Annotated in this window: 11 protein-coding genes; 4 read left to right on the top strand and 7 right to left on the bottom strand. The window is 53.9% G+C overall.

Translation table 11 applies throughout. The annotated features are described in order from the left end of the window. Window position 1: 1 nt before the first annotated feature. From AC4EYZ_RS18260 to AC4EYZ_RS18250, 3 genes are all read right to left on the bottom strand, one after another. Window positions 2-1,015, bottom strand: coding sequence for an asparaginase (locus AC4EYZ_RS18260; protein ID WP_039859381.1), 1,014 nt, complete (start codon window positions 1,013-1,015; stop codon window positions 2-4). 42 nt (window positions 1,016-1,057) lie between these two features. Further along, window positions 1,058-2,521: an alanine/glycine:cation symporter family protein gene (locus AC4EYZ_RS18255; protein WP_009287354.1), complete on the bottom strand. Its 1,464-nt coding sequence runs from the start codon at window positions 2,519-2,521 to the stop codon at window positions 1,058-1,060. A 185-nt stretch (window positions 2,522-2,706) separates the two neighbouring features. Continuing rightward, window positions 2,707-2,922 carry a DUF2798 domain-containing protein gene (locus tag AC4EYZ_RS18250; protein ID WP_022522320.1) on the bottom strand — a complete coding sequence of 72 codons (216 nt, stop codon included), beginning with the start codon at window positions 2,920-2,922 and terminating at the stop codon, window positions 2,707-2,709. 100 nt (window positions 2,923-3,022) lie between these two features. Here AC4EYZ_RS18250 and AC4EYZ_RS18245 point away from each other — a divergent pair, with 100 nt between their 5' ends. Further along, window positions 3,023-3,796 carry a LysR family transcriptional regulator gene (locus AC4EYZ_RS18245; protein ID WP_474191644.1) on the top strand — a complete coding sequence of 258 codons (774 nt, stop codon included), beginning with the start codon at window positions 3,023-3,025 and terminating at the stop codon, window positions 3,794-3,796. A 208-nt stretch (window positions 3,797-4,004) separates the two neighbouring features. Here AC4EYZ_RS18245 and AC4EYZ_RS18240 read toward each other — a convergent pair whose 3' ends face one another. Further along, a complete protein-coding gene (locus tag AC4EYZ_RS18240) occupies window positions 4,005-6,188 on the bottom strand; it encodes an OsmC domain/YcaO domain-containing protein (RefSeq protein WP_039859382.1) in 2,184 nt (727 codons plus the stop codon). A gap of 172 nt (window positions 6,189-6,360) precedes the next feature. Continuing rightward, window positions 6,361-7,002 (bottom strand): TetR/AcrR family transcriptional regulator, encoded by a 642-nt coding sequence (locus AC4EYZ_RS18235; protein WP_027958059.1) that lies wholly within the window; start codon window positions 7,000-7,002, stop codon window positions 6,361-6,363. An 81-nt stretch (window positions 7,003-7,083) separates the two neighbouring features. Here AC4EYZ_RS18235 and fabF point away from each other — a divergent pair, with 81 nt between their 5' ends. After that, window positions 7,084-8,355, top strand: a complete 1,272-nt coding sequence (fabF, locus tag AC4EYZ_RS18230; protein WP_041158842.1) for a beta-ketoacyl-ACP synthase II — start codon at window positions 7,084-7,086, stop codon at window positions 8,353-8,355. Window positions 8,356-8,416: 61 nt separating this feature from the next. Here fabF and AC4EYZ_RS18225 read toward each other — a convergent pair whose 3' ends face one another. Then, window positions 8,417-9,301 (bottom strand): alpha/beta fold hydrolase, encoded by an 885-nt coding sequence (locus AC4EYZ_RS18225; RefSeq protein ID WP_039859383.1) that lies wholly within the window; start codon window positions 9,299-9,301, stop codon window positions 8,417-8,419. 117 nt (window positions 9,302-9,418) lie between these two features. Further along, on the bottom strand, window positions 9,419-10,303 hold the full coding sequence (locus tag AC4EYZ_RS18220) for a LysR family transcriptional regulator (protein ID WP_009287358.1): 885 nt from the start codon (window positions 10,301-10,303) through the stop codon (window positions 9,419-9,421). Between the two features lie 122 nt (window positions 10,304-10,425). On the opposite strand from AC4EYZ_RS18220, the gene AC4EYZ_RS18215 reads away from it, so the two are divergent. Together AC4EYZ_RS18215 and AC4EYZ_RS18210 are read left to right on the top strand one after the other, a co-directional pair. Further along, window positions 10,426-11,436 carry a zinc-binding alcohol dehydrogenase family protein gene (locus AC4EYZ_RS18215; RefSeq protein ID WP_022522314.1) on the top strand — a complete coding sequence of 337 codons (1,011 nt, stop codon included), beginning with the start codon at window positions 10,426-10,428 and terminating at the stop codon, window positions 11,434-11,436. 108 nt (window positions 11,437-11,544) lie between these two features. After that, a complete protein-coding gene (locus tag AC4EYZ_RS18210) occupies window positions 11,545-12,348 on the top strand; it encodes a helix-turn-helix domain-containing protein (protein ID WP_022522313.1) in 804 nt (267 codons plus the stop codon). Window positions 12,349-12,374: the final 26 nt, after the last annotated feature.

Raw genomic sequence — 12,374 nt, 5'->3', positions numbered from 1 at the left:
CTTAACGGCTACACTCACCGCGCATGGGCGCACTCAATGCCTTGCTCAGCATTGACCCCACCAGCCCTTGCCCAATGAGTACGGTGAGCTTTGCGATGGCGGCTTCCAGAGTGATATCGCTGCCGGCAATCACGCCCGCTTGATTGAGTGCAGCACCGCTGGCGTAGGCGCCCTGCACTACCTCACCTTGGGCACACTGGGTGACGTTAAGCAGCGCTACGCCTCTCTCGCTGGCCGCCTTCAAGGCGTCAAGCAGCTCGCCTTCAAAGCTCAACGGGTTGCCAACCCCGTAGCTATAAAGCACCAGCCCTTTTAGCGTTTTATCCGCCAGCAACGCCTTTGCGCGGCGCAGCGACATTCCTGGATGCAGCGGCAGTACCGCCACCGCCTCGTCGTCCACCTCAATAGGTACAAAGTTGGGTATACCGCTTAGCAGCGCCGAAGGTTGGGGAAAACTAATGCCAATACCAAGCTCGGCAAGCCAGGGGAAGTTGGGTGAGTCGAAGGCATCCAAGCCTTGAGTGCGCACCTTGCGGGCTCGGTTACCGCGCAACAGCCGGTCGTGAAACACCAGGCTTACTTCACAAGGTGTTGCGGGGTGAGCCGCAAGCTGCAGCGCGCTGAACACATTATTCAGCGCATCGCTTCTTGGCTCACCCAGTGGAATTTGGGAGCCGGTGAAGATCACCGGCTTATTCAACGCACCGAGCATAAACGAAAGCGCCGCGGCGCTGTACGCCATGGTATCGGTGCCATGGAGTATCACAAACGCTTCATAGCACGACCAGTGGATTTCCAGCTGTGCCACCAAACGGTTCCAGGCCTCTGGCATTAGCTCGGCGCTATCAATCAACGGCTGCATTTCCAGCACATCAAACGCTGGCAGCCGGTAAAGATCGTCCAATGCCAAATACGCCGCTAGGCGTTCGGCCAGCCCCGCGCAAGGTATATAACCCTGTGACGATGGTTGCATACCAATAGTCCCACCGGTATAGAGCATCAGTACGCGGGGCATGGTCACTCCTTTCCTAATCAGTACAGTCGTCTAAATAAATACTTACTTCGCAGGCGCGCCTTCCAGGCGCTGCTTTAACGCTTCGGCCTCTTCAGGCTCTAGCTCCCAGGCTTTTGGATCCAGGTCAAGATCCGGATGCTGGTTAGCGTCAAAAATCGGCTGTTTGATGCCCTGCCGACGCTGACCATCGAAGTCTTTCAAAATGCGCAGGCCGCACTTAAACAGCATGATCAGCGCAATCAGGTTGACCACTGCGAGCAGCCCCATGGTGACATCAGCAAAGCCGAACACGGTGCCCAAATCAGTGGTCGCGCCCCAGCAAACCAACAGCACGATGGCAACGCGGAAGGCGTTAAACAGGTTCTGGTTGTCGCGGCTAAAGAAGTTGAGGCTGTTCTCACCCAAGTAGTAGTTGTAGAGAATGGTGCTAAACGCAAACAGCAACAGTGCCAAACTGACAAAAGTGCGGCCCCATTCGCCCACATGGTCGGCCAGCGCTGCCTGGGTCAGGGCGATGCCTTCAACACCAGCACCTACGGTCGGGTCATAAGCACCGCTGAGCAGAATCACAAACGCCGTGGCGGAACAGATAATCACGGTATCGATAAATACCGAAAACGCCTGCACGATGCCCTGGTTGGCAGGGTGCGGCACATAGGCCACCGCCGCGACGTTTGGCGCACTACCCAAGCCCGCTTCATTAGAGAACAGGCCACGCTTCAGGCCCATCATAATTGCCGCGCCAATACCGCCACCAATCAGTGGTTCAAGGCCGAAAGCGCTCTTTACAATCAGCACAATCACGCCAGGTATTTCCGTAATATTCATGGCGATGACCAGCAGCGCAATGGCGATATAGCTCACCGCCATAAAGGGCACCAAAACCTCGGAAATACGTGCAATACGCTTAATACCGCCGAAAATAATCAGCCCTACCAACATCGCCAGAGCAATGCCGCTATACAACACCGGTACGCCAAAAGCATCGCCGAAAGAGGTTGCCACCGCATAGGATTGCAGTGCGGTAAAGGCAAAACCGAAGGTCAACAGCAGCAGTACCGAGTAGAACGCTGCCAGCCAGCGCCACTGCTTACCCAGCCCTTTAACAATGTAGTACGCGGGGCCGCCGCGATAGGTGCCGTCACCTTCGGCTTCTTTATAGGTCTGTGCCAGGGTGCATTCCAAAAAGCTGGTGGCCATACCCATTAAGCCCACCAACCACATCCAAAAAATCGCCCCTGGGCCACCCAAGGTAATCGCAACCGCTACGCCGGCGATGTTGCCACCACCAACGCGCCCAGCCACTGAGAGCACCAGCGCCTGAAACGAGCTTAAATGGCCGTGTTTATTGCGCTTAAAGGCTTGGCCGGAACCGAGGATGCGAAACATCTCACCGAAATAACGAAACTGCACAAAGCGGGACGCAACGGTAAAACCGATGCCAACGCCCACCAGCAGCACTAGTAGAACCTTCCCCCACAGGAGGTCATTGAGCATATCGAGCATGTGATTCTCTCCGCGTTTTTGTATTAGCGTTATGTTTGAATTCGCGTCGTTTGTTATCGCGCTTGTGGAATTCGCGCCGCGGAGAACGTTTTACCAAGTGTGGGGCAGGATTAAATTTGGCGCAGCGGTGCAGTTGTGTGCACTCGCTGCATCAGTGGGTGCACCATAGTGCATCAGGCAAGCCGTCAGACCTTCTCGGCAATGCGGTGGGCTAACTTATGGATAAAGGGGCCGCTGATAAACGCAATGATCCCAGCGGCTGGCCAGGCAAGAAACCAAGCGTGCATCCAGATGCCAACAAAATCAGCATGCATGCCGATATTCACGTAGGTCACCCAGGCAGACATAATTAGCGATAGCGTAAACGACATGAGAATAGCGAAGATAATTCTATGTTTCATGAGAGTACCTAAGGATGATGTATAAGTGCAGGTAGATTAACAAACATCTATAACGGTAATATATGCCAATATATGAGAATCAATTTTACAGAATTGCAAAATGCGAAAACCCTCGTTAGATGACCTAAATATCTTTATCGTGGCCGCTAATCAACGCAGTCTCACGGCTGCGGCGGCATCGTTGAAGATGACTATTGCCACCGTGTCGAGGCGTATAAGCGCATTAGAAGCCACGCTAGGCGTTGAGTTGCTCTATCGCTCAACCAAGGGGTTGACGTTGACGCCTCACGGCGAATCCTACTACCGCGAATGTGAGGAATTGGTGCTCGCACTAGATCAGCGCATTTTGGATCTGGATCAAACGCTGCATAGCCTAAGCGGGCCGTTGAAAATTATGGCGCCGGTCAATTTGGGCAGCGGGCCGCTAGATGCATTTTGGCGTCACTTTATCCATCGCTACCCTGAGATTTCGCTGACCATCGAGCTGGACAACAACGTAGCCGACATTCGCGGCCAACAAGCGGATATTGCACTACGCTCTGGGCCACAAAAAGACGATACGCTGATCCAGAAATACCTGGGCTATATAGAGATCATATTGGTGGCATCACCCACCATGATGCATCCTCTTCCCAGTAAGATTGATGAGTTAGAAGCGTGCCCCAGCGTGGCCGCCAAAATGTTTAGCGACTGGCATCTCACGCACAGGGAAGGCAGTCAGTACACTTGCCGCAAAAGCCATTTTCACATCAGTAACGACATGAGTATTGTGCTGAATCTCACCCAATCGGGCGCCGGCGTTTCCTTGATGCCTACCAGCATGGTGGCCAACAGCCTACAAACGGGGGAGTTAATCCGAGTACTGCCTGAGTAGCAGGGGCTCAACAGGGAAATTTTCCTGGTATGGCCCTACCGGCGAAGCCTTTCAGCGCGGGCCAAGCTGTTTCGCAGCGAGTTAATCGAATTCCTCAGTCACCAATCCTGGTTCCACTCTGCTGATTAGACCGACTGTACGGAGCAAACTGGCTTCTCTACTGGCGCCGTAACGCCAGCAGTTAACGATCATCATTTTTGGATAATGCTTAGATGCCCGCTTTTGCCGCCCGAGCAGCGTGGAGCTTTTTATAGCTTTCAATCAAGCGCTGGTGGCGCTCTAGGCCTTCTAACTGCATGTTAGTGGGCGTTAGGCCGTGGAAACGCACCTCGCCACTCACTGAACCAACCACCGCCACCATGGTGGCTTCGCCGAACATGCGCTGGAAGTTATGCAGATAATCTTCAAGCGCCAGCTCGTCATCCAACACAATTTCCAGCACCGCGTTCACCGCCTGGTAGAACAGGCCGCGCTCGACGGTATTGTCGTTGTACTGCAGGAACATCTGAACACAGTCCAGCGCTTCTTCGTGACGGCCAAGCGCCAGGTAGACCAACAGCTTCAGTTCCAGAATCGTCAGCTGTCCCCACTCGGTGTTTTCATCAAACTCAATACCAATCAGCGTAATGATATCGGCGTGGTCATCCATCTGGCTCTCTTCCAGCCGCTCGACTAGGTCGGTGAGTTGATCGTCATCCAGGTGGTGCAGATTGAGAATATCTTCACGGTAATCCAACGCCTTATTGGTGTTATCCCAGATCAAGTCCTCGATGGGATATACCTCCGAGTAGCCCGGCACCAGAATACGGCACACCGGTGCGCCCAAGTCTTCGTGTACCGCCATGTACACTTCGGCATCTAGCTCTTCAAAGATACCAAACAGCGTGTCGGCCTCTTCTTGGTTGCTGCCGGAGAAATCCCACTCACTGAATTCAAAATCGGGCTTGGCGCTAAAGAAGCGCCAGGAGACCACACCTACCGAGTCGATAAAGTGCTCAACGAAGTTATTGGGCTCGGAAACCGTCTGCGAATTAAACGTCGGTAGCGGCAGATCGTTCAGGCCTTCGAAACTGCGGCCCTGCAACAGCTCGGTCAGGCTGCGCTCCAGCGCCACTTCAAAGCTTGGATGGGCGCCAAAGGAGGCAAACACGCCGCCGGTGCGCGGGTTCATCAAGGTGACGCACATCACCGGGAACTGCCCGCCCATGGAGGCATCTTTGACCAACACTGGGAACCCCTGGGCTTCCAGAGCGTTAATACCCTCTACTATGCTTGGGTACTTTGCTAACACTTCCTGCGGTACATCCGGCAGGGTTAGCTCCTGCTCAAGGATTTCACGCTTCACTGCCCGTTCGAAAATTTCCGACAGACACTGCACCTGGGCTTCCACCAGAGTGTTGCCCGCACTCATGCCGTTACTCAGGAACAGGTTTTCGATCAAATTGGAGGGGAAATAGATCGTTTCACCGTCGCTTTGGCGCACAAACGGCAGTGAGACAATGCCCCGGTCTTCGCGGCCAGAGTTGGTATCAATCAGATTCGAGCCGCACAGCTCGCCTTCGGGGTTGTAGATATCAAGGCAGTGTTCATCGAGAATCCCTTCGGGGAGCTCGTCATTCGGCCCTGGCTTGAACCACTTCTCATTGGGGTAGTGAACAAAGGCGCTGCCCGCCATCTCTTCGCCAAAGAACTGGTCGTTATAGAAGAAGTTGCAGCTCAGACGTTCGATAAACTCGCCCAACGCCGAACACAGCGCACTCTCTTTGGTCGCGCCTTTGCCGTTGGTAAAGCACATGGGGGAGGCCGCATCGCGAATATGCAGTGACCAAACATGAGGCACGATATTACGCCAGGAGGCGATTTCGATCTTCATGCCTAGGTTGGCCAGTATCGCGCTCATATTGGCAATGGTCTGCTCCAGCGGCAGGTCTTTACCCTCGATGTAGGTACTGCCGCCTTCCGGTGCGCCCATCAGCAGCGCCTGGGCGTCCTCGTCGATGTTTTCTACCGTCTCGATCTGGAAATCAGGGCCGGTTTGCACCACCTTCTTAACCGTGCAGCGGTCGATGGAGCGCAGAATGCCCTGGCGATCTTTTTCAGAAATATCTTCCGGCAACTCGACCTGAATTTTGAAAATCTGCTTATAACGGTCTTCCGGGTCGACGATGTTGTTTTGTGACAGGCGAATATTTTCGGTAGGGATATCGCGGGCGTTGCAGTACACCTTTACAAAGTAGGCCGCACACATGGCAGACGATGCCAGAAAGTAGTCAAACGGCCCCGGTGCCGAGCCGTCACCTTTGTAGCGAATCGGCTGGTCGGAGATAACCGTAAAATCGTCGAACTTAGCCTCCAAGCGGAGGTTGTCGAGATAGTTAACTTTGATTTCCATGAGCGGGCATCCGGAGCAATGAGTTTGCCTAGCAGTAGGCAGTAGGCGAATTGCGGCCCATTATCCAGTTTTTTACCCGCTTCGTCTTGGTCAGTCTCCCAAATCATCTACCACATGTCGTGCAAAAATGGTTGTTCTTACTACAGCAGCAACTCGGGGTTCTCTTCACGAACTATTGAGCTTGCATCATACGCTCCGCCTCAGCTTCGCTGACCCCGAGCATCAGCAAAATCTGGCGTTGTGTGGCTACCAACACCTGCTTTCGCTCCACCTCCCCCGGCAAACTTTTGGCAATGGCGACGGCCCCTACCAGGGAGGCCAATATGACCCGGGATTTATCAGCAATCGCTTTGCGGTCATCGGCAAAGGGAAGTTGTTTCAGCTTACTCAGCGCTATCAATCGCGTTTCAAGCATCTTTTTCATACTCATATATGACGCTTCAAACAAGGTGCGGATTTCGGCTTTTTCACTGCCTATTTCGTTGAACAGTACCGCTTCAGGCCCCGGCTTATGCTTAGCTTCCAACTCTTGGAGATTGCAGTAGTTGGCGACTAATTCGGTTAGATGTTGTAACGAAAGTGGGCCTTTTACCAGCCTGGCCGCCCGGCTGTTATCAATGGTTAGGCGAACAGACTCATTGTAAAGGGCCTCTTTGGAAGCGAAATGGGCGTAAAAAGCGCCATGCGTCATCTTGGCTAGCTTCATGATCTGGCCAATCGATACCTTTTGAAACCCATTACGGCTGAATAGCTCTGTCGCCGAAGCCAAAATGCGCTCTTTGGTTTTCGATTTATGGCTCTTGGGATAAGGCATATCTACCTCGTCAGCTAAATATTATCTTGATCATATAGTGCCCATTGCTAGGGTGACCATATCAATAAATTAGGAGCCACTATGCACTCACCTATCGTGATTACCGGCATGGGTATGGTCAGCCCGCTAGGCAACAGCGTCAATAAAAGTTGGCAGCGACTGGTTGACGGCCAGTCTGGCATCAGCACCATTGACCGCTTTGACACCAGCAATATCCCGATCAAAATTGCTGGGGTGGTGCCTAGCATTAACCAAGACCCCAGCGGCGGTATTGACCTGAATGAGATAGCTGACCCCAAAGAGCAGCGCAAAATGGACTTGTTCAGCCTTTACGCGTTAGCAGCAGCCCATGAGGCACTGTCACAGGCCAACTGGTTCCCCGCTGAGCAGGCTCAAAAACGCAGAACGGCCACCATTATTGGTTCTGGCATTGGCGGTTTCCCGACCATTACGCAAGCCCAAAAAAACCTTGCCGAGCGCGGCTATCGCAAACTCTCCCCCTTCACAGTGCCCGCCTTTCTAGCCAATTTGGCTGCTGGCAATCTGTCCATTCGCTATGGCTTTCAAGGCCCACTGGGGTGCCCGGTTACAGCTTGCGCGGCAGGTCTACAGGCCATTGGTGACGGTATGCGCATCATACGCAATGGAGAAGCCGATGTAGCCCTCGTCGGCGGCGCCGAGGCATGTATTGACCCGCTTTCACTGGCCAGCTTTAACGCTCTAAAGGCCGTTTCCACAGAAGCAGACAACCCTGAACGCGCGTCCAGACCCTTTGATAAAGCCCGTAACGGTTTTGTGATGGGAGAAGGCGCTGGCGTTATGGTGATCGAAACGCTTGAGCATGCGGTCGCGCGGGGTGCAACGCCGTTAGCGGTGATTAGCGGCTACGGCACCAGCGCAGATGCCTATCATCTAACGGCAGGCCCAAAGGATGGGGCCGGCGCAGCGGCAGCGATTCAAGCGGCGCTAGGCATGGCGAACCTTACCACTGATGCTATTGACCATATCAATGCCCACGCTACCTCGACGCCCGTTGGCGACCGGGCTGAAATTGCCTCATTGCGTAATGTATTCGGTGAGCGCTTGCCCGCCATTCCTATTTCGGCAACCAAAGCCGCCACAGGCCATCTCTTAGGCGCAGCAGGGGGCATAGAGAGTATTTTTTCTGTATTGGCAGCCAATACGCAGCAACTTCCGCCTACCATCAATCTTGAGCACTGCGATGATGATATGCAGGATTTAACCTTCGTCACGGCGACTCATCAGAAGCACGTCACTAAGCATGTATTGTGCAACGGATTCGGTTTTGGTGGCGTCAATGCGGCGCTTATTGTTAGCAGTATCGAGCGTTAAAGACGGAAATAAATAAACCGATCTGCCGCCAGGCTATGATCGGTTTATCTAAACACTATTGTCACCCTTTCTTGCATAGAAACGACAGCGCTTCCTCAAGCAGCATTTCGGGAACTTCCTCAGCGATGTAGTGGCCGCAAGGCAGCGCTTTGCCGTCTACATCGGTGGCGACTTTTTGCCACTCGCTTAAAGCATCGAAGCAGGCTTCAATAGCGCCTTCAGCGCCCCACATCACTTTTATCGGGCAGGTGAGTTTTACACCCGCGTCGATATCTGCCTGATCGTGCGCTAAATCAATCGTGGCGCTGGCGCGGTAGTCGCCGCAAATGCCGGTGGCGGTACCGGGGAGCGACAAGCAGCGCTCATATTCGGCCAGGGCTTCTGAGGAGAAAGGCGCCATACCGGCACTGCGGGCACCCATTACGCTTTTCAGATATTGGGCGGGATCGCTCTGGATCAGCATTTCCGGCAGCGGCTGAGGCCGAATCAAGAAGAACCAGTGCCAGTAACTGCGTGCAAAGGCCTCGTTGGTGCCGCGATACATGGCAAGCGTCGGGGCGATATCCAATAGCACCATGCGCTCTACGCGTTCAGCGTGGTCAACCCCTAAACGGTGGGCGACCCGCGCGCCGCGATCATGGGCCAGCACTTTAAAACGCTCGAAACCCAGCGCGCTCATTAGCTCAGCCATATCCTGCGCCATAGCGCGCTTGGAGTAATTTAGATGCTCAGGATCATCGTCGGGTTTACTGCTGTCACCGTATCCGCGCAGATCCGCGGCGATAATGGTGAAATATGGGGCAAGTTCTTCTGCCACTTTGTGCCAAATCACGTGGGTCTGAGGGTGGCCATGAAGCAGTAGCAGTGCCGGGCCTCTGCCACCCATTCGAAAAGCGATCTCGACGCCATTAACGTGGCGCGTTTGTTTTTCAAACCCATGAAACATGGTGTTCTCCTGGTCTGCTGGCAATGTAACTAACACAACGTAATCGCGTAACCCTTTTATAAACGCCTATATCAGTGATTCGCAATACAAGTTGATGTTAAACCCTGACCTCAGTCGCTAGCGGCTGTAACCTTTTAACTGCTGAATAAGAAAGTCTTTTAACGCTATCACGGCAGGCGTCAATGAAAGGCGATGAGGGCACACAAGGTAAAGCGGCGTTGGCTCGCAGGGAAACTCCTCCAGCATTGCCACTAGGCGACCATTGCGAAGATCTTCTTCAACGTCTAGCCGTGACTTGTAAGCAATGCCCTCGCCAGCCAATGCCCAGCGCCGCACACAATCGGCATCGTCGCTCACCCGATTGCCTTTTACGTTGATGTTGTCACTCCCGAACTTCCACTGGTTATGAACACGTTCGCCAAGCACGAAACACAGACAGTTGTGCTGGTGTAAATCGTCGGGGTAAGCAGGACTGCCATGACGCGTAATATAGTCTGGAGAGGCACATACCACGCGATAGTTATCGCTTTTAAGCGGCAATGCGACGAGGCTGGAGTCTTCCGGAACGCCGTATCGCAGGGCGATTTCTACGGGTTGGCGGAACAGGTCACTCACGCGGTCACTTACTCGCAGGCGTAAATGCAACTGCGGGTGCTGGGCCATAAAGGTGTCCAACCAGCCCAGCAGCACATTGCGACCCAGGTCGGAAGGCATGGCAAGACTGAGCTCTCCAGCGATCTCTTGGCGCTCGCGGTGAAGTTCTTTCTCGCCTTGGTTGAGAGCATTGAGCGCCGCTTTAGCGTGCACAAGGTAGTGTGCGCCCGCGGTGGTTAGCCGCAAACTGCGGGTAGAGCGCACCAATAGCCGTGTGCCTAGCGCGTCTTCCAAACGTTTGATGGCCACACTGGCCACCGCTGGAGTAATCGCTAACTCCCGCGCAGCGGCAGAAAGGCTGCCGTACTCGGCGGCATAGGTCAGCACTTTTAGATCATCGACACGCATTAGACCCCCTGGCGCCTGCTATCTTCAAAATTTATTAGAAACTGTTAGCAAGATTACCCCTCTTTTTAGCAAAACAACATCCAGGCATGATGGCGCAACGACAACTCACGAGACTCCCCATTATGAAAGCGATTGCCTTTACCCAAAGTCTGCCTATTGATCATCCTGATGCACTTCAAGAGATTGAGTTACCGATCCCAACACCAGAAGCCCACGATATTCGTGTTGCGGTTAGCGCCATTTCCGTAAACCCCGTTGATGCCAAAGTGCGCAACAGCGCCTTGCCGAAAACCGGCGAGCCGCGCGTACTTGGGTACGATGCTGTGGGCATTGTGGATGCCGTTGGCAGCGCCGTTACGCGTTTTCAGCCAGGTGACCGGGTGTGGTATGCGGGTAACGTTGCTCGCCAAGGCTCTAACGCCGAGTTTCAACTGGTCGATGAGCGCATCGCCAGCCTAGCGCCAAAAAGCCTTTCTGACACTGAAGCCGCTGCGCTTCCATTAACCGCCATTACCGCTTGGGAACTGCTGTTTGACCGGCTAGAGCTGGGCATGCGCGATACCCAAGGCAAAAGCCTGTTGGTGATTGGCGCAGCGGGGGGCGTGGGCTCAATCCTTGTGCAACTTGCCAAACAGCTCACCGATATTACTGTTATTGGTACGGCGTCTCGGCCCGAAAGCCAATCCTGGGTGAAGTCGCTAGGCGCGGACGCAGTGATTGACCACCACCAACCACTTGATCAGGCGCTTAAAGTGGCAGGCTTTGACGGGGTGGATATGGTGATCAGCCTTAACCAAACCGATCACCACTTTGAGGCCATTGTTGAAGCCCTTAAGCCTCAGGGCAAATTGGCACTGATTGATGACCCGGAACTGATCGATGTGCGGAAGCTCAAAGTGAAAAGCCTTTCGCTGCATTGGGAGCTGATGTTTACCCGCCCGTTATTCACCACCGACGATCTTGCCAAGCAGCACGATCTGCTCACAGAAGTGGCAGCCATGGTCGATGATGGAAGGCTAACAACCACCTTAGGCGAGGTGTTAGGCCCCATTAATGCTGAGAATCTAAAACGCGCGCACGCACTTATTGAGAGCAACCGCACGATCGGCAAACTGGTCTTGGAAGGTTTTTAAACAAAAAATTGCTTAATGGGCGCGACGGCCCTGGCACAAGGCCGTTGCACTCTGAGGCGTGAACCATCACATTAGGCAGCCACGACACCAAGAGAATCGAGTCACCCCATGCATGACGATTTTGTGGCCAACCTGCGCCTGCTCTGCAGCTACTACCCGTCTATTGCAGAGGTTTGTCGGCGTTTAACGATCAACCGTGCTCAGTTTAACCGCTACCTGAGTGGGCGCTACCGCCCCAGCCACGCCGCTCTTCAGCGCATTTGCCACTTTTTCGGCGTCACCACTGAGGATATCGCGCTACCCCATCATGATTTTCGTGCTCTGGTACAAACCGGCCAGCTCAATAGAGAAGCAACCCCAGCAACGCTGCCTTGGCCTAACGCGCTGGTTCAGCGCGGCAGCGAAGGCATGGAGCGCTATATTGGCCGTTACTTTGAGCTTTATCACTCAATGTCGCGACCGGGGCAGTTAATGCGAACTTTGGTGTGCCTGGAAGCACGGGAAGGTGGCGTGGTCTATCAGCGCACCGAGCGGATGCAGACCACGCCCGGCTCCCGCCCGTGTCACAATCGTTATGTAGGTACCGCGGTTAAGCTTGCTGATCGACTCTTTTTGGTCGACCACGAAACCCTTAACGGCCATGAAATCACTCAGACGATTCTGTTTCCGAGTTTTCAGAGCCAAGTAACGCGTTTGACCGGCTTAAAAATAGGCGTGGCGGATAACAGTGAACGCATGCCCTGCTGTGTGCGGGTGGTGTATCAACGCCTGGATGAACAGGTCAGCCTGCGCGAAGCGCTGGCACAGTGCGGTTTAATAACACTGGACGACCCTTCACTTGATGACGCTCTAATAGCCGCCACTCGAAACGATGTGGCCGCTGATGAGCATCACTTCAGAGCTCGTCACTAGAGCACGGATGTTTAAGTAGGTAAGCG

It is taken from the genome of Vreelandella sp. 162(4c) (assembly GCF_058152265.1).
This window is presented reverse-complemented; position numbering and strand designations above follow the sequence as displayed.

Excerpts from the sequence above, each read along its gene's own strand:
- AC4EYZ_RS18260 (WP_039859381.1), bottom strand. The coding sequence starts at position 1,015 with ATGCCCCGCGTACTGATGCTCTATACCGGTGGGACTATTGGTATGCAA.
- AC4EYZ_RS18255 (WP_009287354.1), bottom strand. The coding sequence starts at position 2,521 with ATGCTCGATATGCTCAATGACCTCCTGTGGGGGAAGGTTCTACTAGTG.
- AC4EYZ_RS18250 (WP_022522320.1), bottom strand. The coding sequence starts at position 2,922 with ATGAAACATAGAATTATCTTCGCTATTCTCATGTCGTTTACGCTATCG.
- AC4EYZ_RS18245 (WP_474191644.1), top strand. The coding sequence starts at position 3,023 with ATGCGAAAACCCTCGTTAGATGACCTAAATATCTTTATCGTGGCCGCT.
- AC4EYZ_RS18240 (WP_039859382.1), bottom strand. The coding sequence starts at position 6,188 with ATGGAAATCAAAGTTAACTATCTCGACAACCTCCGCTTGGAGGCTAAG.
- AC4EYZ_RS18235 (WP_027958059.1), bottom strand. The coding sequence starts at position 7,002 with ATGCCTTATCCCAAGAGCCATAAATCGAAAACCAAAGAGCGCATTTTG.
- fabF (WP_041158842.1), top strand. The coding sequence starts at position 7,084 with ATGCACTCACCTATCGTGATTACCGGCATGGGTATGGTCAGCCCGCTA.
- AC4EYZ_RS18225 (WP_039859383.1), bottom strand. The coding sequence starts at position 9,301 with ATGTTTCATGGGTTTGAAAAACAAACGCGCCACGTTAATGGCGTCGAG.
- AC4EYZ_RS18220 (WP_009287358.1), bottom strand. The coding sequence starts at position 10,303 with ATGCGTGTCGATGATCTAAAAGTGCTGACCTATGCCGCCGAGTACGGC.
- AC4EYZ_RS18215 (WP_022522314.1), top strand. The coding sequence starts at position 10,426 with ATGAAAGCGATTGCCTTTACCCAAAGTCTGCCTATTGATCATCCTGAT.
- AC4EYZ_RS18210 (WP_022522313.1), top strand. The coding sequence starts at position 11,545 with ATGCATGACGATTTTGTGGCCAACCTGCGCCTGCTCTGCAGCTACTAC.